The 25,230-nt window shown below is 29.9% G+C and carries 24 protein-coding genes and 1 other RNA gene; 1 reads left to right on the forward strand and 24 read right to left on the reverse strand.

The genetic code is table 11. The annotated features are described in order from the left end of the window. Positions 1–186: 186 nt before the first annotated feature. The 11 genes from mglC to ACRDBA_RS12940 all read right to left on the reverse strand — a co-directional run bounded on the left by mglC (position 187) and on the right by ACRDBA_RS12940 (position 11,747). A complete protein-coding gene (gene mglC, locus ACRDBA_RS12890; RefSeq protein WP_438573331.1) occupies positions 187–1,215 on the reverse strand; it encodes a galactose/methyl galactoside ABC transporter permease MglC in 1,029 nt (342 codons plus the stop codon). Between the two features lie 12 nt (positions 1,216–1,227). Next, the gene (gene mglA, locus ACRDBA_RS12895) at positions 1,228–2,748 is read right to left on the reverse strand and encodes a galactose/methyl galactoside ABC transporter ATP-binding protein MglA (protein ID WP_438573332.1); all 1,521 of its coding nucleotides are present in this window, start codon (positions 2,746–2,748) and stop codon (positions 1,228–1,230) included. Between the two features lie 104 nt (positions 2,749–2,852). Next, positions 2,853–3,914, reverse strand: a complete 1,062-nt coding sequence (mglB, locus tag ACRDBA_RS12900; RefSeq protein WP_438573333.1) for a galactose/glucose ABC transporter substrate-binding protein MglB — start codon at positions 3,912–3,914, stop codon at positions 2,853–2,855. A gap of 187 nt (positions 3,915–4,101) precedes the next feature. Continuing rightward, positions 4,102–5,094, reverse strand: a complete 993-nt coding sequence (locus tag ACRDBA_RS12905) for a LacI family DNA-binding transcriptional regulator (RefSeq protein WP_438573334.1) — start codon at positions 5,092–5,094, stop codon at positions 4,102–4,104. A gap of 209 nt (positions 5,095–5,303) precedes the next feature. Beyond that, positions 5,304–5,645, reverse strand: an RNA gene (rnpB, locus tag ACRDBA_RS12910) — RNase P RNA component class A. A 49-nt stretch (positions 5,646–5,694) separates the two neighbouring features. Next, the gene (locus ACRDBA_RS12915) at positions 5,695–5,946 is read right to left on the reverse strand and encodes a hypothetical protein (protein ID WP_438573335.1); all 252 of its coding nucleotides are present in this window, start codon (positions 5,944–5,946) and stop codon (positions 5,695–5,697) included. A 116-nt stretch (positions 5,947–6,062) separates the two neighbouring features. Then, positions 6,063–6,854 (reverse strand): Nif3-like dinuclear metal center hexameric protein, encoded by a 792-nt coding sequence (locus ACRDBA_RS12920; protein ID WP_438573336.1) that lies wholly within the window; start codon positions 6,852–6,854, stop codon positions 6,063–6,065. 12 nt (positions 6,855–6,866) lie between these two features. Next, positions 6,867–7,559 (reverse strand): tRNA (adenine(22)-N(1))-methyltransferase, encoded by a 693-nt coding sequence (locus ACRDBA_RS12925; protein ID WP_438573337.1) that lies wholly within the window; start codon positions 7,557–7,559, stop codon positions 6,867–6,869. Between the two features lie 43 nt (positions 7,560–7,602). Continuing rightward, positions 7,603–8,715: an RNA polymerase sigma factor RpoD gene (gene rpoD / locus ACRDBA_RS12930; protein ID WP_438573338.1), complete on the reverse strand. Its 1,113-nt coding sequence runs from the start codon at positions 8,713–8,715 to the stop codon at positions 7,603–7,605. Positions 8,716–8,745: 30 nt separating this feature from the next. Then, the gene (gene dnaG / locus ACRDBA_RS12935) at positions 8,746–10,527 is read right to left on the reverse strand and encodes a DNA primase (RefSeq protein WP_438573339.1); all 1,782 of its coding nucleotides are present in this window, start codon (positions 10,525–10,527) and stop codon (positions 8,746–8,748) included. A gap of 191 nt (positions 10,528–10,718) precedes the next feature. Next, positions 10,719–11,747 carry a deoxyguanosinetriphosphate triphosphohydrolase gene (locus ACRDBA_RS12940; protein WP_438573340.1) on the reverse strand — a complete coding sequence of 343 codons (1,029 nt, stop codon included), beginning with the start codon at positions 11,745–11,747 and terminating at the stop codon, positions 10,719–10,721. A gap of 147 nt (positions 11,748–11,894) precedes the next feature. Here ACRDBA_RS12940 and ACRDBA_RS12945 point away from each other — a divergent pair, with 147 nt between their 5' ends. Next, on the forward strand, positions 11,895–12,959 hold the full coding sequence (locus ACRDBA_RS12945; protein ID WP_438573341.1) for a CotS family spore coat protein: 1,065 nt from the start codon (positions 11,895–11,897) through the stop codon (positions 12,957–12,959). Positions 12,960–12,994: 35 nt separating this feature from the next. Here the strand turns inward: ACRDBA_RS12945 and ppdK are convergent, their stop codons facing one another. The 13 genes from ppdK to ACRDBA_RS13010 all read right to left on the reverse strand — a co-directional run bounded on the left by ppdK (position 12,995) and on the right by ACRDBA_RS13010 (position 25,195). Continuing rightward, the gene (ppdK, locus tag ACRDBA_RS12950; protein WP_438573342.1) at positions 12,995–15,625 is read right to left on the reverse strand and encodes a pyruvate, phosphate dikinase; all 2,631 of its coding nucleotides are present in this window, start codon (positions 15,623–15,625) and stop codon (positions 12,995–12,997) included. A gap of 107 nt (positions 15,626–15,732) precedes the next feature. Then, positions 15,733–16,371: a helix-turn-helix transcriptional regulator gene (locus ACRDBA_RS12955; RefSeq protein ID WP_438573343.1), complete on the reverse strand. Its 639-nt coding sequence runs from the start codon at positions 16,369–16,371 to the stop codon at positions 15,733–15,735. Positions 16,372–16,549: 178 nt separating this feature from the next. Then, complete coding sequence (locus ACRDBA_RS12960) at positions 16,550–17,146, reverse strand: DUF4342 domain-containing protein (RefSeq protein ID WP_438573344.1); 597 nt, start codon at positions 17,144–17,146, stop codon at positions 16,550–16,552. Positions 17,147–17,152: 6 nt separating this feature from the next. After that, positions 17,153–17,902 carry a DNA repair protein RecO gene (gene recO, locus ACRDBA_RS12965; protein WP_438573345.1) on the reverse strand — a complete coding sequence of 250 codons (750 nt, stop codon included), beginning with the start codon at positions 17,900–17,902 and terminating at the stop codon, positions 17,153–17,155. Positions 17,903–17,911: 9 nt separating this feature from the next. Further along, positions 17,912–18,802 carry a GTPase Era gene (gene era / locus ACRDBA_RS12970; protein WP_438573346.1) on the reverse strand — a complete coding sequence of 297 codons (891 nt, stop codon included), beginning with the start codon at positions 18,800–18,802 and terminating at the stop codon, positions 17,912–17,914. 12 nt (positions 18,803–18,814) lie between these two features. Beyond that, positions 18,815–19,213 carry a cytidine deaminase gene (locus ACRDBA_RS12975; RefSeq protein ID WP_438573347.1) on the reverse strand — a complete coding sequence of 133 codons (399 nt, stop codon included), beginning with the start codon at positions 19,211–19,213 and terminating at the stop codon, positions 18,815–18,817. A gap of 140 nt (positions 19,214–19,353) precedes the next feature. Further along, positions 19,354–20,055 carry a diacylglycerol kinase gene (locus ACRDBA_RS12980; RefSeq protein WP_438573348.1) on the reverse strand — a complete coding sequence of 234 codons (702 nt, stop codon included), beginning with the start codon at positions 20,053–20,055 and terminating at the stop codon, positions 19,354–19,356. Positions 20,056–20,075: 20 nt separating this feature from the next. Further along, the gene (gene ybeY / locus ACRDBA_RS12985) at positions 20,076–20,579 is read right to left on the reverse strand and encodes an rRNA maturation RNase YbeY (protein ID WP_438573349.1); all 504 of its coding nucleotides are present in this window, start codon (positions 20,577–20,579) and stop codon (positions 20,076–20,078) included. 57 nt (positions 20,580–20,636) lie between these two features. Then, positions 20,637–22,700, reverse strand: a complete 2,064-nt coding sequence (locus tag ACRDBA_RS12990) for an HD family phosphohydrolase (protein ID WP_438573350.1) — start codon at positions 22,698–22,700, stop codon at positions 20,637–20,639. Between the two features lie 29 nt (positions 22,701–22,729). Further along, positions 22,730–23,887 carry a sporulation protein YqfD gene (gene yqfD / locus ACRDBA_RS12995; RefSeq protein ID WP_438573351.1) on the reverse strand — a complete coding sequence of 386 codons (1,158 nt, stop codon included), beginning with the start codon at positions 23,885–23,887 and terminating at the stop codon, positions 22,730–22,732. A 5-nt stretch (positions 23,888–23,892) separates the two neighbouring features. After that, positions 23,893–24,171 (reverse strand): sporulation protein YqfC, encoded by a 279-nt coding sequence (yqfC, locus tag ACRDBA_RS13000; RefSeq protein WP_438573352.1) that lies wholly within the window; start codon positions 24,169–24,171, stop codon positions 23,893–23,895. A 388-nt stretch (positions 24,172–24,559) separates the two neighbouring features. After that, positions 24,560–24,736 carry a 30S ribosomal protein S21 gene (gene rpsU / locus ACRDBA_RS13005; protein ID WP_003441547.1) on the reverse strand — a complete coding sequence of 59 codons (177 nt, stop codon included), beginning with the start codon at positions 24,734–24,736 and terminating at the stop codon, positions 24,560–24,562. A gap of 117 nt (positions 24,737–24,853) precedes the next feature. Next, positions 24,854–25,195: a histidine triad nucleotide-binding protein gene (locus tag ACRDBA_RS13010; protein WP_438573353.1), complete on the reverse strand. Its 342-nt coding sequence runs from the start codon at positions 25,193–25,195 to the stop codon at positions 24,854–24,856. Between the last annotated feature and the right edge of the window lie 35 nt (positions 25,196–25,230).

The following is a 25,230-nucleotide window of genomic DNA, read 5'->3' on the forward strand; positions in this document are numbered from 1 at the left end:
TATATCTATTTTTGTAATCCTTTAACATTATATACTAATATTTTATTAAATCGACCTTTTATTGTCAATTGAATTTAGTAAATATTCTAAATATATTTACTAATTTTATACTATAAAGTTACTAGTATTTTTCATTTCAAAAGGGATATTAGCTCGTATACTAATATCCCCTTATGCAAATTAAATTTAGTTCTTTTTAAGATACTTTCTAATATCAACTGCTACTGCAAATACTATAATTAAACCTTTAATTATAAATTGCATATATGGGCTTACTCCTATAAACGCTAGTCCATAGTTTATTACAGTGAATATTAACACCCCTGTAACTATACCAGGAACAGTTCCTACTCCTCCCCAAGTTGAAACTCCACCAACAACACAGGCTGCGATAGCATCAAGTTCATACATATTACCAGTATTATTAGTTGCACTGGCAACACGCCCTGCTTCTAATACTCCTCCAAATCCATATAATGCTCCTGCTAACATATATATTAAGATTAGATATTTCACTACGTTTACACCTGAAACTTTAGCTGCTTCTGGATTTCCTCCAATTGCATACATGTTCTTTCCGAAACGAGTTTTATTCCATAATATCCATATAAATACTATTGCAATTAATGCATATACTATTAAATATGGAACTGCAAATTTTCCTGTTCCAAAACTACCTTGAACAGCTTTAGTAAATGCTTTATCAAGTCCCCCAATTGGTTGAGCACCATATGGTGGTCTATCAAAGTAAGTTGAACTTAATCCATAAACTATGATCATCATACCTAACGTTGCTATAAAAGGTGGTACCTTTAATATAGACACTACAACCCCATTACAAAGACCAACAATAGCACAAACTGCAACTGCAATTAATATTGGCACTATCATAGGCATTTCTGGAAGGTTAGGGTACATCTTATAAGCATAATCAGTAGCCTGTAGCATTGATGCTGATACAACAGCTGCTAACCCAACTTGACGACCTGCTGAAAGGTCTGTTCCTTGAGCTATAAGAATTCCACCAACCCCTAAAGCTATAATGATACGTGATGATGATTGTGATAATATATTTCTAAAGTTATTTATTGATAAGAAATTAGAGTCTATACTTACAATAACTATTAATAATACTACAAGAACTATATATATAGCATTATTCATTAAAAAGCTACCTAATTTCTTCTTGTCGAATTTTGCTGCACTCTTTTCCATTTTCAATCCCCCTTATAGGTACTTAGCTGACAGTCTCATTATCTCTTCTTGAGATGTAGTCTTTGTATCAACTATTCCTGCTAATTTACCGTTACTCATTACTAAAATTCTGTCTGTTGTACCTAATAATTCAGCCATTTCTGAAGAAACCATTATAATTCCTTTCCCTTCTTTAGCTAAATCATTCATTAATTGATATATTTCATATTTTGCTCCTACATCAATACCTCTAGTAGGCTCATCTAATAAAAGCACTTCTGGTTTCCTAAGTAACCATCTTCCAATAATTACTTTTTGTTGATTTCCTCCTGAAAGGTTACCTATATGAGCTTTTTGATTAGGTGTTTTTACCTTCATTGAATCTATAACCCACTTAGTATCCTTTTCTATTTGCTTATTAGATAAGAACCCAAACTTTGTAACATAGTTATCAATATTTGCAATTACTGAATTAAAATCTATTCCTAGTTTTTCAAATATTCCCGTTACACGTCTTTCTTCAGTTACAAGAGCAAAACCATTTTTCATAGCCTTTTGTGGTGTTGAATTATCAATTTCTTTCCCATGTAATGTCAACGTTCCACGTTCTACTTTTCTCATTCCAAATATAGTTTCAACTAGTTCTGTACGTCTTGCACCAACTAGCCCTGCAACTCCAAGAATCTCACCCTTTCTCAATTCAAAGGTAACTTCCTTAGCATTAGTCTTTCCTTCTCCAGTGAAGTCTTTACATTCAAAAATAACTTCTCCAACTTTATGATCCTTAGGCGGAAAACGATTAGTTAAATCTCTTCCTACCATTAAACTAATAATACTATCTGTAGTTAAGTCCTTTGCTAACTTAGTAGCAATCCATTGTCCATCTCTCATAATAGTAACATCATCAGATATTTGTAATATTTCTTCCATTTTATGAGATATATAAATAATTCCTACGCCTCTTTTTTTAAGCTTCTCTACTATTTTAAATAAATGACTTACTTCTTTTTCTGTTAATGAAGATGTTGGTTCATCTAGAACTAATACCTTTGAGTCATAAGATACTGCTTTCGCTATTTCAACCATCTGCATTTGAGATACAGATAAGTCATCAATTTTCCCTCTTGGATCTACATCAATATCTAGTTCATCAAAGAATTTTTTAGTTTCATCATACATCTTCTTTTCATTAATAAATAAACCTCTTCTTGGATATTTCCCAAGCCAAATGTTGTCCATAACATTTCTTTGTCTAACTTGATTTAACTCTTGATGCACCATGGCAACACCACGGTCTAAAGCTTGCTTAGAGTTTTCAAAATTTATTTCTTCCCCATTTAATTTAATAGTTCCTTCATCCTTACGGTATATACCAAATAAACACTTCATTAAGGTTGATTTTCCAGCTCCATTTTCCCCCATTAGTGCATGAACTGTACCAGGTCTAACTGCTAAATTAACGCCTGCTAAAGCTTTAACTCCAGGGAATTCTTTCACTATATTCGTCATCTCAAGTAAATACTTTTCATTTACTTTATTTTTATTATTACTCATGATACCACCTCCCTGCAAATTTGTAAGAAAATTCTTAATATTTTATAGATAGGTACTTTATTTTGCACAACTGCTCTATACAGCACCTATCTTTTTTCTATTTCTTACTTATAAGCATCTTGCGCTACTGTTATATTGTCCTTTGTTATCTTAACATAAGGTACACGCACAGCTTTTTTATCATCTAACTTCCATTCAGTTCCTTCTAACGGATCATTTCCATTAGCTGCATTAACTGCTACTTGAACTGTTGCTAAACCTTGGTTCTTTGCATCATTTAATATTGATCCTAGCATTTCTCCTGCTTCAATCTTTGTTAATGCTTCTGGTATAGCATCTACTCCTACTAATGGAATATACTTATCTCCACCATTGTTATATCCTTCTTTTTGGATTGAAGCTAAAGCTCCTAATGCCATTGAGTCATTGTTTGATATAATTAACTCAATTCCATCTCCAAATTTAGATATCCATGCATCCATTTTTTCTGTTGCTTTTGCAGTATCCCACATAGCAGCATCCATAGCTAATTCTTCTACTTCTATTCCCTTTTCAGTAATAGTTTGTACTGAATACTTTGTACGAGCTTCTGCATCTGGATGACCAGGTTCACCCTTTATTAAAACATATTGAATTTTTCCATCTTTATTTTTGTCCCATGCATCCTTGTTCTTTTCCCATTGTTCTGCTATTAATTCACCTTGAAGAACTCCTGATTCACTTGAATCTGTTCCTACATACCATGCTTTATCGTATTCATCCATAGCTCCTGCTTCTGGCTCTTTATTAAAGAATACTACTGGTATATCAGCTTGCTTAGCTTTTTCAATTACTGTTGGAGCTGACTTAGGATCAACTAAGTTTACTGCTAAAGCCTTAACTCCTTTTGAAATTAATGTATCTATTTGCTCTATTTGTTTAGCTTGGTCATTTTGTGAATCATTCATATTTACAATTGCATTTCCTTCTGCTGCAGCTGTAATAGCTTGTCTTACGAATGACATAAAGTTATCATCATATTTGTAAATTGTTACCCCTATATTAGGTAAGTTGGCATCAGTTGTACCTCCTTCACCTTCTGTTGATGAGTTTCCACATCCAACGAAAGCTAATGATGATACTGCTAAAACACTAGTAAGTAAAAGTGATAAAACCTTTCTCTTCATAATAAATTCCTCCCAAATAATCTCAAATAAGTATAAACTTCCTAAAAACCTTTACAAGTATTATTTTAGTAAACTTTCTAATTTCTGTCAATTATTTTTTCCAATTTTTTTAATTTATTTTTAATAAAAAAAAGGTTTACAATTCAATAAATCATATAAAAGACCTATTGAACTGCAAACCTTTAACTTATAACTTTTTGCAACTTTCTCTAATTTTTAAATCTGTATCAATTATTATTTTCTTTCTATAATTTCTTTCAGAAGTTAAATTTTCAACCATTAAATCTACAGCTGCCATCCCCATATATTCTGTATAAATCCTAGTTGTAGTTAAAGATGGTACTAAATATCTAGCCGATGGTAAATCATTAAAGGCTACAATACTTATATCTTCTGGTATTTTTAACCCCTTTTCCGCAACTGCCTTATATGCACCTACAGCCATAGTATCACTGGCAATAAAACAAGCTGTTGGAAGCTCTTTATTTTGAAGTATCTTTTTCATTAATTCATATCCACCCCTTAAGGTAAATCTACCTACTTCAACAAAGGCCTCATTAAATATATCCTTTTTCTTCATATATTCAACATAACTTATATATCTAGGATCTATATCATAAGCCTCACCATCTCTACAGTACTCTCTTCCTCCAAGTAAAGCTATCTTTCTATGCCCTAAATTATATATATAATCTAATGAAGCATTCATAGCTCCATTAAAATCAACTACTATAGAATCAAATTCCTTACTATTTGGAGATGAATCAACAAATATTATATTATCTGTTACTTTTTTTATTTTTTCAATTTCATTTCTACTAAATTTACCTATACATATTATTCCATCTATAGATTTTAAATCTTCAATTGCATCTTTAGAATATACTCTTTCAATATTTATAGATCTTTCCGTACATTTCTTTTCTATTGCTAATCTGATTGATAGGTAATACGGATCACCTAACTCTTCTTCTGCTGTATACCAATGTACTATCCCTATTGTTTGAACCTTTCCCTTTTTTCTATTTCTTACTGATACATATTCAAGTTCATCTGCTACTTGAAATATCTTCATCTTTGTTTCATCTGCTACATTTAATGATTCATCAAAGTTTAAAACTCTTGAAACAGTTGATGGAGATACTCCTACTAACTTAGCTATATCTTTTATAGTAGCCATTATACCCTCCTAGATTCCCTTAGTTATTTACTTTATTACTTCTATGATAAACCTTACTTTATATTTTAGTCAATATTTACCAAGAATAAATTTACTATATTTTTAGTAAATTTATACATATTAACAGACTATACTTCATAAAATTCAATTAATTATTAAAAGTTTTAGATAAAAAGAAAAACACTAGGCGTTAACCTAGTGTTTTTCATGGTACGAGATAATCCATAAGCGGAGTTCTGTATTAAGCAATCATCTATCTAGGCTTATTGTTGCCAATAAGCTCAAGCGACACACCCGGAAGCGGGACGGGCAATCCCATAATGCTTCACTCTCGGTCTTGCTCCAAGTGGGGTTTACATAGCCATGATGTCACCACCATGCTGGTAAGCTCTTACCTCACCTTTCCACCCTTACCTAGTAAACTAGGCGGTATCTCTCTGTTGCACTTTCCTTCAAGTCACCTTGACTGGACGTTATCCAGCACCCTGCCCTGTGGAGCTCCGACTTTCCTCTCCTAGATCTAGTCTAGCAGCGATTGCATGTATTACTCGCAAGACTTATATTAACATAAAGATACATATAATTCAACATATTTTTTATTTAAATAAATTGTAAAATTATTATTAGCATACCTAATATAATCCATGTATAAAAACCTATTCCTGAAAAAAGTAAAGTAATCAATATTAATCCATATACTACTAACCTAGCGATTGGGTTAAAAAAAACTGGCACACAGTTATTACAATTTCTTTTAAAGTTATTTATGATAGTTTCACTTGCATCCCTAAAAGTTTCTTGGAAAACCTTACTCCAATTACTACTCTTTTTTTTATGGTATTTATTTCCCACTTAAACCTCCACCTTAATTAATTGCTATTATCCTATATAATTAATATGATTTTATTTTTTAAATATACATACTTTGACAAAAAAAATAAGTATAGCAAATACTATACTTATTTTTATTAAACAAAATCATAAGGATCCTTCATTGATTTAGATATAATAAATTCTACATTATCTATTTCCTTTGTAACTTTTTCCATAACTTTTAAAAATACTAACCATTCTGAAGAAAAATGTCCAACATCAATTATTGTTATACCCATTTCTTTATAATCTAAGGCAAAGTGGTAAGTAGTATCTCCAGTTATAATGCAATCTGCTCCCTTAGAAACAGCTTTGCTTATAAAATCTTGCCCACTACCATTTATAACAGCAATATTCTTTATAGTGCTATTACCTTCTACAACTCTTATCTTTTCCACACTTAATTTTTTCTTTACTAGACTTACAAATTCATCAAGATTTATTTCACTGTCTAATCTTATTATTCTCCCTAAACCATCATTCCCCTTAGAAGTCTTTTTATTAACTTCTAAAAGTTCATCTGATTTATATCCTAGTAATTCTACAATAGTTTGGTTTAATCCATTTTCTACTGAATCTAAATTAGTATGACTTGAATATAAACTAATATCATTTTTTATTAGCTCTATAATCTTTTTACCTTGTAAAGTATCTGTAGTAATACTATTTGGCTTTCTAAATATAAGAGGATGATGTGTAATAATTAAATCTACCTCTTCATTTTTAGCTTCTTCTAGAGCCTCTAAAGTGCAATCTAAAGCAATTAGTACTTTTCTAACACCTTTTTCTCTATCTCCTACCATTAACCCTACATTATCAAAATCCTCTTTTAAATATGTTGGAGCCATATTTTCCATTGTTTTAATAATATCTTTAACTTTTTTCACTATTTTTCACCCTTATAAAAAATTAAGCATATTATTCATTACTTCCAGCTTTTCTTTAATTTCTTTTCTTCTTTCAGTAGCTGAAACTGTGCTTTCTGTAATAAATGATACTATCTTATTATAATTATCAACCTTATAAGTTAAATATTCCTTCATTAATGGATGTTTACCCATTAATAATTGAGGACTTACTTCATAATATATAGAATCTAATATCGTATTTTCGCCCTCTTTTCTTCTTACTTTAAATAATTCGTAATACTTATCTTCATCTAAACACAAATCTTCTTTTATTATTTCATAGTCGTTGTTATATAAATATTCTCTTAACACTTCAGGGTTTTGAGCTGGAAGAAGAATTAAATAATCTAAATTATTTACTATTTCTATTTTTTCTTCTAGTATGTCTCTTATTAAATTCCCTCCCATACCAGCTATTACAACAGCTTGAACTTCTTTATTCTTTATTGTTTTAAGTCCATCACCTAATCTAAACTCTAATTCATCACCCATCCCCTCAAGAATAGCATTTAATCTCGCTTTATCAAGAGGATCTTTATTTATATCTGATGCTATAGCTTTTTCACATAGTGAATTTTTTAATAAGTAAAGCGGAATATATCCATGATCTGTACCTATATCTGCTATTACTGATACCTTGTCTACGTTATCTACTATTAGCTTTAATCTTTTGCTTAATTCCATATATTTCACTCCTTATATAAAGTAAAATTAGCACCATGTGGTGCTAATCTAAGTAATCCTTAAGTTTTTTACTTCTTGATGGATGTCTAAGTTTTCTAAGAGCCTTGGCTTCTATTTGTCTTATTCTTTCTCTTGTTACGTTGAATTCTTTACCAACTTCTTCAAGAGTTCTTGCTCTCCCATCATCTAATCCAAATCTTAATCTTAACACCTTTTCTTCTCTTGGTGTTAATGTATCTAAAACATTTATAAGTTGTTCTTTTAACATTGTAAATGCAGCAGCTTCTGCTGGTGCTGGAGCATCATCATCTGGTATGAAATCTCCTAAATGTGAATCTTCTTCTTCACCTATAGGTGTTTCTAAAGATACCGGCTCTTGAGCAATTTTTTGTATTTCTCTTACTTTATCAACAGGTAAATCCATAACTTTTGATATTTCTTCAGGGAATGGATCTCTACCTAATTCTTGTAATAATTGTCTTTGAACTCTTATAAGCTTATTTATAGTTTCAACCATGTGAACAGGAATTCTAATAGTTCTAGCTTGGTCTGCGATAGCTCTTGTAATCGCCTGTCTTATCCACCATGTAGCATAAGTTGAGAACTTAAATCCTTTTCTATAATCAAACTTTTCTACAGCCTTTATTAATCCTAAATTCCCCTCTTGTATAAGATCTAAGAATAACATACCTCTTCCAACATATCTTTTTGCAATACTTACAACAAGTCTTAAGTTTGCTTCCGCTAACTTCTTCTTTGCATATTTATCACCATTTTCAATTCTTAAAGCTAATGCTATCTCATCTTCTGAAGATAATAGTGGTACCTTACCAATTTCCTTAAGGTACATTCTTACAGGGTCATCAATTGCAATTCCTTCTGGAACTGAAAGATCTACTTCAACTTCTTCTTCCACAACTCCAGTACCTGTAACTTCACCAAGAACCTCTATCCCCATTGATTCTAGTACTTCATATATTTTTTCTATTTGTTCTGGACCTAAATCTATATGTTCTATTTCATCCATTATTTCTTTATATGTTAAAGTACCATTTTTCTTCCCTTTGTCTATCAGGTTCTTTACCACTGTCATTTTACTACTTTTATCTTCATTTTCTTTTTTTGCTTGCTTAACTTTTGTTTTTTCATCTGCCATGCTATTACTACCTCCCTTCGCTATTACCACTTACTCTCTCACACCTCTTTTCAGCTTTCCCGCTACCTTCGTTAGTTCAATAGCGATTTGTATTGACTCTTCTATCTTCCCTTGTTTTTCTAAAAACTTTTGTTTTTTCTTTAGCTCTTCCAATCTTTGATTTAACTTATAAGTTTCTAGTTGCTTTATAAAATCCATTATCAATTTCTTTACATCATTTGGGACAAATACATGGTGTTCTTTTACTTTAACCAATTCTTCCATAACATTAATATCTTGACACCTTGAATCTAAGTATGTGATTATGTTATTTATTTTGCCCGTTTTACCTTCTTTAATGATGGAGAATATTTCTTTATGTTCCGGAAGAATTAGGTCCTCTTCTTTTAAAACCTCATCTATGTAGCTAAAATAATCATCTTGTAACATAAGATTTATCAAGGATCTTTCAGCTTTTAAAAAGCCAGGCTCTACATATAATTTTGTTCCATTTTCTTCCTTGTTATTCATAAAGTTATTATCTTTTATATTTTTTGTCATTTCTCTTGATAATAAATCATAAATAGACTGTTCTCTAATACCTGTATTTTCAGATATTTTTTTAACATATACGTCTTTTTCAACTGGATTTAATTCTGCCAAAATATGTGTTACCCTTTTACCATATTTAATAAGAGAATCACTTTCTCTAAAGTCAATACCTTCTTCGGCTCTCTTTAACCTATAATCAATTAAAGGTTGTGCTGTATTTATCAGCTTTATAAAAGCTTCTCTTCCATTACTTCTAACAAATTCATCTGGATCCTTTCCTTGAGGAATATTTAACACTCTAACATCAAAGCCTGCATCTCTAAGTATTTCTAATCCTCTTACTGTTGCTGCTTGACCTGCAACATCAGCATCATAGGATATTATAACCTTCTCGGCATACCTTTTTAATAATCTTGCTTGATTAGATGTTAATGCTGTACCTAATGAGGCAACAACATTTGTTATTCCATACTGATGTAAGGTTATTAAATCCATATAACCTTCTACTATTATGAAATATCTCTCTTGTATTTTGCTTTTAACAGCAAAATTTAATCCATATAAATTTGTTCCCTTCTGGAAAACTAATGTTTCAGGTGAATTTAGGTACTTAGGTTTAGAATCATCTAAAACTCTTCCTCCAAAACCAATAACCTTTCCTCTATAATCAAATACTGGAAATATTACTCTATTTCTAAATCTATCATATTTATTCCCTGTTTTTTCTGATATAGAAACTAATCCTGCTTCTAATAAAACTTCATCCTTAAATCCTTTTTGCCTCAAATAAAAAAGAAGATTATTCCAACTTTCTTTAGCAAATCCTAAGCCAAACTTTTTCATTGTTTCTTCTTTTATTCCTCTGTTTAAAAAATAATCCTTTGCTTCTGAAGTTGTCATTAAGTTCTTAAAGAAAAATCTAGCAGCTTCCACATTTACGTTATAAAGTATATCCTTTTTCTTCGCCAAAGGACTTTTCCCCTTATTTCCTTCATCTAAGCTAATGTTTACTCTTTCTCCTAAATACTTAACAGCATCTACAAAAGGTAAATTTTTATTTTTCATAACAAAAGTAATTACATTTCCAGCTTCTCCACATCCAAAACATTTATAAATTTGTTTATCCTGTGATACTGAAAACGAAGGCGACTTTTCATTATGAAACGGACAAAGTCCTGAAAAATTTCTACCTGACCTTTTTAGTCTTACAGATTCTGATATAACATCTACTATATCATTTTGTTCTTTTATCTTTTCTAAAATTTCCTCAGAAATCTGCAAGGAGATCCCCCTCCTTACTTTTATTTTTCTTCAACTCATTAAATATTCGACATTTTTTATTTAATTCCTTCTTTAAAATGCAATTTTTTTTATTTTTTAAGAATTCATCTTTATTTATATTCTTTTCCAATCTCAAAATTCCTTTTTTTCGCCATAAAATATTTCAAATTTATAAAAATCTTATTTATAAGTTAATAAATAACAAATTTAGGTACAAATATTGAGTTAAATTTATTTAAGCAATAATCATCACTCATTCCTGCTATATAATCAGAAACAGCTCTTTCCAAACCTTCTTCCTCTAATATTTCTTTATACCTAATAGGTAATTCATTAGGATTTTTACAATAATATTCTATAAGGTGAGTTAAAATAAATTTCGCCTTATCTCTCTCTACTTTTAAAATATCCCCTAAATATATATTATTAAACATAAATCTCCTTAATTCAGTCATAGCCTCCCAAACTTCATTACTTAAAGCTATGTCATTATTACCATTTTCAATATTTAAGGTAGTGTTTTTAATCATATCTAAAACTAAGGTTTCTATTCTTTCTGAGTGAGTTTTTCCTAAAATATTAATTGGAACTTTAGGCAATTCATCCTCCTTTAAAAGCCCTGCTCTAATAGAGTCGTCAATATCATGATTTAAATAAGCTATTTTATCACTGACTTTAACTACTCTCCCTTCCAAAGTAATTGCCTTATTCCCTTCTATTCCTAACCCACTATGATTTAAAATTCCATCAATAACCTCTTTAGTTAAATTTAATCCCAAACCATTTCTTTCAAGTTTTTTAACTACTCTTACGCTTTGTTCATTATGTCTAAATCCACTATCTAAAAACTCATTTAATACTTCTTCACCATTGTGAGCAAATGCTACATGACCTAAATCATGACCTAAGGCGATTGCTTCTACTAAATTTTCATTTAATCCTATTCCAACACCTATAGTTCTAGCTATTTGAGATACTTCTAAAGTATGAGTTAACCTAGTTCTATAATGATCACCAAAGGTTTTAATATATACCTGGGTTTTATGTTTTAAGCGCCTAAAAGATTTACAATGAATAATTCTATCTCTATCCACCATAAAACAAGTTCTAATAGGATCTTGATCTTCATACTTTTCTCTACCTAAACTATTTTTGCTAAGTGTAGCTTGAGGAATTAATGTCAACCGTTCGAAGTCCTCTATTTTTTCCCTTACATCCATCTATCTCACCTCTATATTACATATTCTATATTTTTCTCAAAAATCCTTTATTTAAACATATATTCAAATAATATATTTATTATTTATTAGTATATTTCATAAATTTTTTTAATATCTTATAATAAGCAAATTTATAAGGAGAGAATTATGAAGGTTAATAGTATTGAAAACACTAATGAGTTCATGTCTATAAGTGATTTACAGTCACTAATTTTATCTAACTATAATTTAAAAAATGCCAAGATTATACCTATTAAATTCAAAGATACCGACAAGCAAAGGGCAGTTTATAAGGTTGAATCTTCTGAAGGTACCTTTTGTTTAAAAAAGGTTTATTATAATGAAAAGAGTCTTTTATATGTATATTCAGCTATGGAGTGGTTATCTAGAAATAATTTAGATGTTCCTAAACTCCTTCCTACTACAACTAATAATAGATATACTAATTATTCTGATATGCTTTTTATCTTAACACCATGGATAGAAGGTGAAAAATGCAATTTTGATAATATAGACCATGTTAGGCTATCTTCTAAAAATCTTGCTAAACTACATAAGGTTTCTAAAAACTTTTTCCCTATTAAAGGAAGTGAACAAAGGCAAGGTTTAGCTGATTATAATTCTTCAGTTAATAAACATTTTACTCAATTACTAAATGCCATAAATAATGGTCATAGATATGATGATGATTTTTCTAAGATATTTTTAAATTCTTTAGATGAAAATTTACAGCTTGCTAAGCTTTCTCTAGAAATTTCCTCATCTATCAATAACGAAAACTTATCTCGCTCATTATGCCATGGAGACTATGTAAATAAAAATATATTAATTAAAAGTGATGATACTATCTCTCTTATTGATTTTGATAAATGCAAGTATGATTATTGTGCTCACGATATTTCCTATTTTTTAAGACGGTATTTAAAGAGAGAGGGAACTAATTGGGATACTGAACTTACTTTAGATATGTTAAATAATTATATGAGTATTTCTGAGTTAACTCCTGATGACTTAAAATATATTTTAGCTTATCTGGCCTTCCCTCAAAAATATTGGAAGCTTTCTAGAGATTACTATAAAAATATTAGAAAGTGTAATAAAAACTCTTTTGTTAATTTACTACAAAAAGGTTTAGATAGAACTAGTAATCAACTTACTTTTGTCTATGAAATGATTAATATTTTTGAAAAACAATATAATATAACCTTTTAAGTTAATTAAAAAAGGAGGCATATGCCTCCTTTTAATTATCTCTTATTTTTTACTTGTGCTTGTGCTGCTGCAAGTCTTGCAAGTGGAACTCTAAATGGTGAACATGAAACATAGTCTAATCCTATATTATGACAGAATTCAACTGATGAAGGATCTCCTCCATGCTCTCCACAAATTCCAAGTTTAATGTCAGGTCTTACTGATCTACCCTTTTCTACTGCTAATTTAACTAAAGCACCAACTCCAGTTTGGTCTAACTTAGCAAATGGATCTTGTTCGTAAACCTTCTTTTCATAGTAATCACTTAAGAATTTAGCAGCGTCATCTCTTGAGAATCCAAATGTCATTTGAGTTAAGTCATTTGTTCCAAATGAGAAGAATTCAGCTTCTTTAGCTATTGCATCTGCAGTTAACGCAGCTCTTGGTATTTCTATCATTGTACCAACTTTATAGTCTAATTTAACTCCCTTTTCTCCCATTACTTCTTCAGCAGTTCTAACAACTACATCTTTAACATATTTTAATTCTTTTATTTCTCCTACTAAAGGAATCATTATTTCTGGAACTACATCATAGCCCTTGCTTTCTTTTACAGTTATAGCAGCTTCTATTACAGCTCTTGTTTGCATTTCAGCTATTTCAGGATATGATACAGCTAATCTACATCCTCTATGACCCATCATTGGGTTAAATTCATGTAAGCTTTCTACAGTAGCTTTTAAATCTTCAAATGTTAATCCCATTTCATTAGCTAATGAGTGTATATCCTCTTCTGAATGAGGTAAGAACTCATGTAGTGGTGGATCTAAGAATCTGATTGTAGCTGGCATTCCTTCTAAAGCTTCATAAATTCCTATAAAGTCTTCTCTTTGCATTGGAAGTAATTTTTCTAATGCAACTCTTCTTTGCTCTTCATTTTTAGCAACTATCATTTCTCTAACTGCCATTATTCTATCTTCAGCAAAGAACATATGCTCTGTTCTACATAATCCAATACCTTCTGCTCCAAATTCAACTGCTTGCTTAGTATCTCTTGGAGTATCAGCATTAGTTCTAACTTTTAATTTTCTTATTTCATCTGCCCATCCCATAAATGTAGCAAAATGTCCTGATATTTCTGGTGTAACTGTTTCAACAGCTTCTCCATAGATATTACCTGATGTACCATCTATTGAAATAAAGTCTTCACCAGTATAAACCTTGCCTCCAACTTCTAAAGTTCTAGCTTCTTCATCTACTTTTAATTCTCCACATCCTGCAACACAGCAAGTTCCCATTCCTCTTGCAACAACTGCAGCATGAGAAGTCATACCACCTCTTACAGTTAATATACCTTCAGCAGCTATCATACCTTCGATATCTTCTGGTGAAGTTTCAAGTCTTACTAAAACAACACTTTCACCCTTTTCCTTTCTTTCCTTAGCTTCTTCAGCTGTGAAAGCAATCTTACCACATGCAGCTCCTGGAGATGCTGGAAGACCCTTAGCAATTGGTGTAGCTTTCTTTAACTCTTCAGTATGGAAAGCTGGGTGAAGTAATGTATCTAATTGGTTTGGCTCAACCTTTAATATTGCTTGTTCCTTAGTTAACATTCCTTCTTCAACTAAGTCAACAGCAATTTTTAAAGCTGCTTGTGCAGTTCTCTTACCATTTCTAGTTTGTAAGAAATATAACTTTCCTTCTTCTATAGTCATTTCCATATCTTGCATATCTTTATAGTGATTTTCTAAAGTATTAACTATATCAATAAATTGCTTATATATTTCTGGGTTTTGCTCTTCTAACTTTGCAATTGGAAGTGGTGTTCTAATACCAGCAACAACGTCTTCACCTTGTGCATTCATTAGATATTCTCCATATATTACGTTATCTCCATTAGCAGGGTCTCTTGAGAATACAACTCCTGTTCCTGAAGTTTCTCCTTTATTACCAAATACCATTTCTTGAACATTTACTGCTGTTCCCCATTCCCCTGGAATATCATTTAATCTTCTATAAACTATAGCTCTTGGGTTATCCCATGATCTAAATACAGCTGTAATAGATTCAATTAATTGTTGCTTTGGATCTTGAAGGAAATCCTCCCCTCTTTCTCTCTTATATAAAGCTTTATATCTTACAACTAATTCTTTTAAGTCATCAGCAGTTAAGTCTGTATCAACTTCAACTCCTCTTTCTTCCTTTAACCCATCTATTAAATCTTCAAATAATCTTTTTTCTATTCCCATAACAACATCTGAGAACATTTGAATAAATCTTCTATATGAGTCGTATGCAAATCTTGGATTATTAGTTAATTGAGCCATTGCCTCTACAGCTTCATCATTTAACCCTAGATTTAATACTGTATCCATCATTCCTGGCATTGATACTCTTGCCCCTGATCTTACTGATACTAATAACGGATTTGTTAAACTACCAAATTCCTTACCAGTAATCTTTTCTAATTGACCAATTCTCTCATGGATTTCTGCAATGATTTGTTCTGATATTACTTTTCCATCTTCATAATATTTGTTACAAGCCTCAGTAGTAACTGTGAATCCTTGTGGAACAGGAATTCCTAGTGAAATCATTTCTGATAAATTTGCTCCTTTACCCCCTAGAAGGTTCTTCATTGACCCATTGCCCTCGCTAAAAAGGTAAACGTACTTCTTTGTTTCCATCTCAATACTCCTCCGTTCAATCAAATTATATATACTAACAAGATTTACTCTTGTAGCTACCCTATTAAAATACCATTTCTACCCTTTTTCTATACATAATTTTATCATTAATTTCCTTCACCTAACTTAACAAAAAGCTTTGTTATGTTAGTTTTAGATATTTTACCTATTATTCGTAACTTCTCCTTTTCTTCTCCCTGAACAACTACTTTTTCAACTATAGGAATACTATCAATTTCATGTTCTATGATTTTTTTAGCTAGACTATATGCGCTATCATCTGCATATCCACATATAATATTAGGCATTCTTGTCATTATTACTCCAACTGGAACCCTTTGAATATCAGTTCCTCCAATAGCAATCTTTAGAAAATCTTTTCTAGATATTGCTCCTACTAGAATCCCTTCACTTTCAACAAATAATGTACCAACATCATTTAAAAAGATATACACAATTGCATCATAAACGGTAGTACTAACGTTTACTGTTGATGCCTTAGACATAATTTCCCCAACCATAACCTTAGAAATGTTTTCTAAAACACTTGTGTTATGACACTCACCTAAATAAACATAACCAACCTTAGGTCTCGCATCTAACACACCAATCATAGTAAGTATTGCTAAATCAGCTCTTAATGCAGCTCTTGTAACACCTAGCTTTTCAGCTAAAGCCTCACTTGTAACAGGCTGTCCTTCTTTCACTATCCTAGTGATTTCTTCTTGTCTATCTGATAACTTCAATTCTATCCCTCTTTCCAATTAAAAAGGAATATTCAGATAATTTTGACTAGTGAAACATTTATAATCTAATTATAACATGTTATCCACTTTTGACTATACCCATTTTATGTAAAATATAGTCATTTTTACCGAATATCCCTTTCCTATTTGAATTACTTCCTTTTTTTACCTATTTACTTTATTTTTCTTCTTCTTCATCAAAATTTATAGTATAACTGTAAACTTTTTCTTCTTCATTTACTATCTTCGACTTAACTTTATTGATATTCTTATTTTCTGACTTTGTTTCGCCTATTTTATCTTTAACTTTAATAGCCATATCACTAGCCGCATCCTTAACTTCTTCTACAGCTTTATTTATATACTTATTAACTACTTCAACACTACCATCTGCTCTTGTAATTTCAATAGTTATTTGAGTTACTACTGCTGCTATTACTCCAAATGCTAATATTGCTGGAATTATTACCGCAATTACACCTGCTGCTATTCCTGCATTAACAGGAACATCTACTATTTCTTTTCCATCCTTGCTTACTCTTATTCTGCTTACATTACCTTTTTTTATTAAGTTTTTAAGCCATAACTTAAGTTGCTCAATAGTTTCATATTTTCCACAGTTAGGCAATTCAGATGCTATTCCATTTAATTGCTCAATATATATTATTGCCTCTAAAACATCTCCATTTTTTTCTTCTAATGCATGCTTTGCTTCAGCATAGCTTACACCTGTTCTTTCAATAACCTTATCTACATTTTCTAATGTAATTTCCATAACTTATCACTCCCTTATATAATTTAACATTTCTAAACTTTTTGGCTTTTTTGATGAATTTGAAGAAATAATAAAAGTTGTTACCTTGCCTATATCTTTTTTTACTTCATCATTTATATTAAGTCTATATACCTTATCCATTGGTGTACTATTTAAAAACTTTAATGCATTATACGCAGGCTTTGAAATATATAAACCATGCTCTCTTTTACACTCTTCACATACACCACCATAATGAGATAATGAAATATAATTAGATATACCTATTTTCTTTTTACAAATAGAGCAACTATCTAAGGTTAAACCATATCCTGTTGCTCTTAATATCTTTAGTTCAAAACTTCTTATTAATAATTCATAATCTAAAGCATCTGTATTTAACAAATACATACAAGTTAAAAATTCTCTAAATAACCCCTGATTAACTTCCCCTTCTTCTACACATATATCTATAAGTTCACAAATATATGATGAATAAGTAAGCTTATCAAAGTTATTTAACAATCCTTGAAAAGAATTTATTATTTTCCCCTCTTGCATATTATACAAGCTTTTTCCTTTGAAAATTACATATTCACCATAACATAAAGGTAAAGTAAGAGATAAAAACTTACTCTTACTTTTTCTTGAACCTTTTGCTATAGTAGTTATTTTTCCTAAGTTATCAGTATATAACCATACTAATTTATCATTTTCCTTAAACTCTTTTGTTTTAATTACTACTGCATTTGTCTTATGTAGTGACAGAAAAACCATCCCCTTGGTCTATTTCATTTTTTTATATCCTAATTCTTTTAATAAGTTTTGATTATCTCTCCACTCTTTTCTAACTTTTACCCAGATTTTTAAGTTAACCTTTGCACGTAAAAATCTTTCTATTTCATATCTAGCAGTTTCACCTATTTTTTTAAGTGATTGCCCATTTTTACCTATAATTATACCTTTATGCGAATCCTTTTCGCATAGCATATCTACTTCTATATGATATGTACCATTATCACTTTGCTTCATTTGTAATATGTCAACTGCTATTCCATGAGGAATTTCATCTCTTAAGCATCTTAACGCTTTTTCTCTTACTATTTCTGAAACTACAAATCTTTCCTGAACATCTGTAATCATATCTTCTGGATAATACTTAGGTCCTTCTGGCATAGCTTCTACCATTAACTCTATTAGTTTATCTACATTTTTACCTTTTAATGCAGATATAGGTATAATTTCTTTAAAATCAAATTCCTTTGCATACATTTCTAAAGTTTTAGCTACTCTTTCTTGTGTAAATTCATCTACTTTATTTAAAACTAAGAATACAGGAGCATTTTGATTCTTTAAAGTTTCTATTATAAACTTATCTCCTCTACCTACTTCTACATCAGGATTAATTAAAAATAAAACTAAATCTACTTCTTTTATTGAATCCTTTGCTGAATTTACCATGTACTCTCCTAATTTATGTTTAGGCTTATGTATTCCTGGCGTATCAACAAAGACTAATTGATGATCATCACCTGTTAATATTGTTTGTATATTATTTCTTGTTGTTTGTGGCTTATTTGATACAATAGAAAGTTTTTCACCCATTATTTCATTTAAAAGTGTTGACTTTCCTACATTTGGTCTACCTACTATAGTAACGAATCCTGATTTAAACATATTTCCTCCTAATTATTCTAAATCCTTTTTAGTAAATGCACCTGGCATTATTTCTGCAAAAGTTTTAGAAATATACTCATCCTTATTTTTTATTAATATAATAACTGTATCTTCTGATTCTACGAATTCACCAATAACCTGCCTACATATTCCACAAGGATATGTATGTGTTTTAGTATCACCTATTAAAGCTAATGCTTTTAAAGTTCTATTCCCTTCTGATATTCCTTTAAATATAGCTGTTCTTTCTGCACAATTAGTTCCTCCAAAAGATGCATTTTCTATATTACATCCAGTGTATATTTTCCCATCTTCAAATAATGCAGCTGCACCTACTTTAAAATTTGAATAAGGACAATATGCTAATTCACGAGCTTCTATTGCCTTTTCTATAAGATCTTTATAATTCATATTTTGCCTCCATACTTGTTATTAGTATTGCATTCCATTATAACACCTATTATCTACTATTGACAATTAAGTATATCTATGAAACATAAATATTGTAAAATAATATACGCTTTAGTATAAAACTAATACTACAAATTATTTTATAATCTAAAAATAGTAAATACTAGTAATGTTAATAATGCACCAAACACTCCACCTACTATTACTTCTAAAATTGAATGAACATTAGAATCTACTCTGCTTTGAGCTGTAATAAAAGCCATTAAATAACTTAACATAATGCAAGTAGGCTCTTCTGTAATTAAAGAAATTGCAGTTGCTATTGAAAATGATAATGCACTATGCCCACTAGGCATTCCACCCTTTAATGGTGTTCCTTCTCCAAATATAGCCTTTACTATTAAAGTGGCTATTGTAACAAAAACTAATGCTATAAGAATCATATATGGCTCCGAGCTTTTTACCTTATGTATTACTGTATAAGAAAACTCTGATATCTTATCACCAAATATTATATACCCAACAATTAATGCATTTATTGCTGTTACTAAAACAGCTCCTGCCGCTGCATTTTTCGCAACTTTTGCAAGAGGATGATAATAGTTTGTTGTTAAGTCTATAGTTGCCTCTATAGCCGTATTTACAATTTCAGCAGCTACTACCATTGTTATAGTAATTGCGAGAATTAAAAACTCTACCTTTGATATATCAAAAAAGAAGCATGCTAATAATACACATAATGCTGCTAATAAATGAATCTTCATATTTCTTTGAGTTCTTACTGTATCAATAATTCCCTCAATTGCATAATTAAAGCTTTCTAGCATTTTTTTAAGCTTCATATAGTCACCCCTTACAAATATTATTCTCTTCTTATATTTAATTTATTAAGTATTTCTTCCTCTCTTTTTCTCATTCTAACTTTTTCTTCCTCTTCCATATGGTCGTATCCTAATAAATGAAGTATTGAATGAACTACCAAATAACTTACTTCCCTTTGGAATGAATGATTATATTCCTTACTTTGCTCTAATGCCTTTTCTAAAGATAAAACCATATCTCCTAAAACTAATTCCTCTCCATCCATATATGTTTCATCAAATTCATAACCTATATACATATCTTTAAAAACTTTATCCTTTTCATAATCTATCATAGGAAATGATAATACATCTGTTTCCTTATCAATACTTCTTGTTTCTGCGTTTATTTCTTTTATTTCTTCATTATCAACAAATAAAAGTGAAATTTGATAATTTACATCTACCTTTTCTTCTTTTAATGTAAAACTACATACTTCTTCGATATTTTTTATAAACTCTTCTGAAACCTCGATTTTATCTTGTCTATCATCTGTATATAACATATTTTTCTCCTTTATTTAAAATTAATGGGAAAGGCTTTTACCCCCTTCCCATACTAATTATTGATTTCTAATTTTTTTCTCAGTTGGATATTCTATTCTTTGATGATATATCCCTGTAAGAACTTTTAAGAAGCATTTTCTTATTACTTCTAAATCCTTTAATGTTAAATCACAATTAACTAGCTGGTCTGAATATAATTTATCTTTAATTATATTATTAACCATTTCTTCAATTTTACCCTTAGTTGGCTCACTAATAGATCTAACTGCAGCCTCAACACTATCTGCAAGCATTATAATTCCTGCCTCTTTACTAGTTGGTGTTGGACCTGGATATCTAAAATCCTCTTCCTTTATTTCCTCAGGCTTATCTGATGAATTTTTTAATGTATAATAAAAATATTTAACAAGAGTTGTTCCATGATGTTGCTCTATTATATCTTGTATAACCTTTGGAATTTTATGTTCCCTTGCAAGCTCTACCCCATCTTTTGTATGAGAAATTATTATTAATGTACTTAAATTTGGTGTAATCTTATCATGAGGATTTTCCTTAAACTTTTGATTTTCACCAAAGAAATAAGGTCTTTTTATTTTTCCAATATCATGATAATAAGCACCTATTCTAGCAACTACGGCATTTCCACCAACTTCTTCTGCTGCTACTTCAGCTAAGTTTGCAACCATCATACTATGATGATAAGTACCGGGTGCCTCCATTAATAATCTTTTCATAATAGGATGATTAGGATTTGAAAGTTCTAAAAGTTTAATATTGGTTACAACATCAAAGCTTGATTCAAAGAATGGTAAAATACCCAGTGCAAGTATTCCTGACATTATAGCTCCAAGGACAGCACATCCTGTATTAATTAATATCCCATTTATGTTATTTGAAATCAACATACTTGTAGTAAATGTTACAATGGCAGTTATTAATGCCATGTATATTGTTGCATATAATATATCATTTCTTTGTTGTATCTTTTTTAATGATGTTGATCCTATTATTACATTTACTATTGCTAAAATCAAAATTTGAGGTGTAAAGTCTATAACTACACCCATAAGTAATATATTTAAAGTATTTATAACTAACGAAATCTTATAATCGATTAGAACAGTTAAAATTATAGGGGCACATGCAATTGGTATTAAATAAGGAGATATTATACTTACTCCCCTTGCTAATATTAATCCTATTATACTTACTATAGATATCATTAATATCATTTTAGAGTCCTTAAATAATTCCTTTCTTTCCTTTGATATATATGAGTATTGAAGTCCTAAAACTAATGCTACAAATATACCAAGAACAAAGTAAATATTAAAATTATTCTTCCCAACCCCAGTATCTAACAATCCTAATTCCTTAAGAATTTCAATTTGTCTTTCAGTTATAGGCTCCCCTTCTTTAACTATTATTTGATTTTTCTTTATAATTTGCTTTGGTGCTTCCTTTAAAGCTTCTCTAATTTTCTCATCAGTTTTTTCCTTATCATAAAGCAAATTAGGCTTTATTTCTGAGTAGCAAATATACCTTATAATCTCTTCAAGATTTCTCTCAAAGCCTTTTTTATCAATTTCTTCATCAATTACATTTTTAGCACGTTGAATATGTTCCGGCTTATCTTCATCTATTGCATCCTCATAAGCCAAATTAAGTGTATCTTGTATAAACCAGTTGACTTCAGATAATTTTTCATTAGGCAGTGAAAATAAAAGTTTATATTCATCGTCATTTAAATTGTATAAATCCAATTTTTTAATAGATGATAATTTATCCTTTTCTTCTGTAACAGTGCTATTTATATTACTCATCTTATCAAATAACTTTATTACATTTTCTTGCGCCTTTATCTTTATATCTCCATTTAAAGTTTTTTCTGGAGTTACTTTTTCAGTTATTTCTTTTTCTTTTTCTTTAGTTGCTAGTTCATCAACAGTATCTCTAGTTGCCTTTATATCAACACTTGCAATATCTCCAATTGCTAAATCATACCTTTTCGGAGTTATTGAAGTAACCAAGATACTATAAGTTATAAAAACTATTAATCCTAGCAACAATCCACGCTTATACTTTTTCTTTCGCTCTTCTATATTATTTTTCTCACTCACGCCTCTCACCTTCTAATCTTAAATAGTTATTAATCATCAACGGACACATTATAATCTATCGGAACATTATTAACTATATTTTGTTCTACAACAAAAACAACATTTACCATTAAATTTCCTTCAGAATCTTTTTCAGTACTAACTAATTTATCTACAATTCTAGCTTCTCTAGTTAATTGATTTAATAAAGACTCCTCTAACTCATTAACAGAATTATTTACTGCTTCATCTTCTGTTAAAGTAACAGGAACCTCTTCTCTTTCAAAATATACCACTTTATTTAATATTTTTCCACTCTCTTCTATTTTATCATACTCTTTGAAATCTTTTATAGCTTTTTTAAGATAAATTTTCTTTCCAAATATATTCATATATAAATCACTATCTTTCCTTCCGCTACGTTCTAGTATAGCTCCATCAACCTTAACACGCATACTTTTTTCATAAAAGGTACTAGCCATAACAACTCCATTAGGTGAGACTTCAAATGGTTGCTCTTCCTTTCCACTTATACCTTCTATAATTACATCTCCTTCTTTTACCATAGTGCCTAACGGAATAGCTGCTCTTCCTGAAAATGCATATATTCTTTCAACTTTACCATCCATTTTAGCTACTAAATTACCAAGTTTTTTTTCAGTTTCCATTGGTGGATTTACTTTTTCCTCTATTGCTACCTTTAAAGTTGCTCCTTCAATTCTTACTCTTAACCATAATACATCTGAATTAACATCTTCTATTTTCTTTTCTAATTCCTTTACCCTTATACTATTCTTTTTTATTCCAGGCTTTATTCCTATATCATAAAGCTGTTGTCTAATTTCATAAGGTGGTACATTTTTAACCGTATTTATTTCTATTCTCCAAATAAATGTAGATAAATATAATATTATTGCTATAAATAAAAATCCACCTACTACTAAAGAAGCCTTTTTCTTAAGTCTACCCAAAAAGAATAAAAAACCACTACTTCCTACTATATTTAACTTTCCACCTAATCTAATTACTATGTCCTTAATAATTTCGTAATCATCATACTCTGCAGTTATTATAACTGTTGCTATGTCCACTCTTTTTACATTTAAAATTTTAACTCTATTAGACCATAATATGTTTAAAAGTCTTTCAGGATTTAACATATTTACTTTAATTTTTATCTTTCCTACATTAAAAAAATCATTACTCATAAATATTACCCCTCATAAATTATTGACTTAAATTTCCCACTAATAGTTATTGTTGTATTACCTATATATAATATTTCAAAATTTTCTCCATTTATTATTATAGGACTAACTCTAGTGTTTATCTTAATCATATTTCTTTCAAAGGTAGCAATTCCTTTATGATTTTCAACTGTTATTTCCCCATCACCTAAAACTACTATCTTAGGCATATCTAAAATTACATCCTTAGGAAAATCTAATTTTTCTACTAAAATTTCTCTACTTTTATTAAGCTTATCTTTCATCTTCTTCTCTCCTCATAAATAATTCCTCATTGTACTTTATGATTAAAATAAAAAGAAAATTACTTTTTTAACAAAAGAAAAGGAACCCATAAATATGAGTTCCTTAAATTTATAAATTAATTTATTAATTTACTCCATAAATTAAAGTTTAAAATATTATAACTTTAATTTTATAATGTTATTAGCTTTATAGTGTAGCTGTACACTTAATAATTTACAAAATCCTTAATCTATTGCTGAGGAAGATACTCTATAAAAATTTTCAAATCCGTATCCTCACGCCTAATATTTTAAACATTAAATTTAAAATAATGTAGACTTAATTGAAGTTTATATAATCAATTTCAATTTACTGAAGTCCACTTGTACATTTACTAAAAAAATAATTCTATTTGAACTTTCTCTTTCTAGCCGCTTCTGATTTTTTCTTTCTCTTAACGCTTGGCTTTTCATAGTGCTCTCTCTTTCTAACTTCTGAAAGAACTCCAGCTCTCGCGCACTTTCTCTTAAATCTTCTTAAAGCACTCTCAAGTGTTTCGTTTTCTCCAACTTTAATTTCTGACATCCATTATCCCTCCCTCCGCTAGCTCAAATTAATAATTAACTCAGCTACGGGCTTAATAACACAGGCTATATTATACAATAGCTAGATTTTAATTGTCAATAACTTGGAAAAAGCATTTTAGCCTGGTGGCCACTTTAATTCTCTATTCCCCAATACATGAAAATGAATATGGTTAACAGTTTGCCCCCCATCTCTTCCACAGTTATTAATAATTCTATACCCTGACTGATCTATATTTAATTCTCTTACTAGTTTATTAATAACTAGGAAAATGTGTGAAATAATATTTGAATTTTCTTCATTAATATCATTTGCACCTTCAATATGAGCTTTAGGAATTACTAAAAAATGAACTGGTGCCTCTGGGCTGATGTCATTAAAAGCTATTACCTTTTCATCTTCATAAATTTTTGTACTTGGAATTTCTCCATTGATTATCTTACAAAATATACAATCCATAAATTCACCCCTTTATCTTTTTATTCAAAAAACAT

Origin of the sequence: Clostridium sp., assembly GCF_051654825.1 — a bacterium.
Classification (GTDB): domain Bacteria; phylum Bacillota; class Clostridia; order Clostridiales; family Clostridiaceae; genus Clostridium.

Bases quoted from the DNA above. Each gene is read 5' to 3' on its own strand.
- mglC (WP_438573331.1), bottom strand. From the start codon at position 1,215: ATGGAAAAGAGTGCAGCAAAATTCGACAAGAAGAAATTAGGTAGCTTT.
- mglA (WP_438573332.1), bottom strand. From the start codon at position 2,748: ATGAGTAATAATAAAAATAAAGTAAATGAAAAGTATTTACTTGAGATG.
- mglB (WP_438573333.1), bottom strand. From the start codon at position 3,914: ATGAAGAGAAAGGTTTTATCACTTTTACTTACTAGTGTTTTAGCAGTA.
- ACRDBA_RS12905 (WP_438573334.1), bottom strand. From the start codon at position 5,094: ATGGCTACTATAAAAGATATAGCTAAGTTAGTAGGAGTATCTCCATCA.
- ACRDBA_RS12925 (WP_438573337.1), bottom strand. From the start codon at position 7,559: ATGGAATTAAGCAAAAGATTAAAGCTAATAGTAGATAACGTAGACAAG.
- rpoD (WP_438573338.1), bottom strand. From the start codon at position 8,715: ATGGCAGATGAAAAAACAAAAGTTAAGCAAGCAAAAAAAGAAAATGAA.
- ACRDBA_RS12940 (WP_438573340.1), bottom strand. From the start codon at position 11,747: ATGGATGTAAGGGAAAAAATAGAGGACTTCGAACGGTTGACATTAATT.
- ACRDBA_RS12945 (WP_438573341.1), top strand. From the start codon at position 11,895: ATGAAGGTTAATAGTATTGAAAACACTAATGAGTTCATGTCTATAAGT.
- ppdK (WP_438573342.1), bottom strand. From the start codon at position 15,625: ATGGAAACAAAGAAGTACGTTTACCTTTTTAGCGAGGGCAATGGGTCA.
- ACRDBA_RS12960 (WP_438573344.1), bottom strand. From the start codon at position 17,146: ATGGAAATTACATTAGAAAATGTAGATAAGGTTATTGAAAGAACAGGT.
- recO (WP_438573345.1), bottom strand. From the start codon at position 17,902: ATGGTTTTTCTGTCACTACATAAGACAAATGCAGTAGTAATTAAAACA.
- era (WP_438573346.1), bottom strand. From the start codon at position 18,802: ATGTTTAAATCAGGATTCGTTACTATAGTAGGTAGACCAAATGTAGGA.
- ACRDBA_RS12975 (WP_438573347.1), bottom strand. From the start codon at position 19,213: ATGAATTATAAAGATCTTATAGAAAAGGCAATAGAAGCTCGTGAATTA.
- ACRDBA_RS12980 (WP_438573348.1), bottom strand. From the start codon at position 20,055: ATGAAGCTTAAAAAAATGCTAGAAAGCTTTAATTATGCAATTGAGGGA.
- ybeY (WP_438573349.1), bottom strand. From the start codon at position 20,579: ATGTTATATACAGATGATAGACAAGATAAAATCGAGGTTTCAGAAGAG.
- yqfD (WP_438573351.1), bottom strand. From the start codon at position 23,887: ATGAGTAATGATTTTTTTAATGTAGGAAAGATAAAAATTAAAGTAAAT.
- yqfC (WP_438573352.1), bottom strand. From the start codon at position 24,171: ATGAAAGATAAGCTTAATAAAAGTAGAGAAATTTTAGTAGAAAAATTA.
- rpsU (WP_003441547.1), bottom strand. From the start codon at position 24,736: ATGTCAGAAATTAAAGTTGGAGAAAACGAAACACTTGAGAGTGCTTTA.
- ACRDBA_RS13010 (WP_438573353.1), bottom strand. From the start codon at position 25,195: ATGGATTGTATATTTTGTAAGATAATCAATGGAGAAATTCCAAGTACA.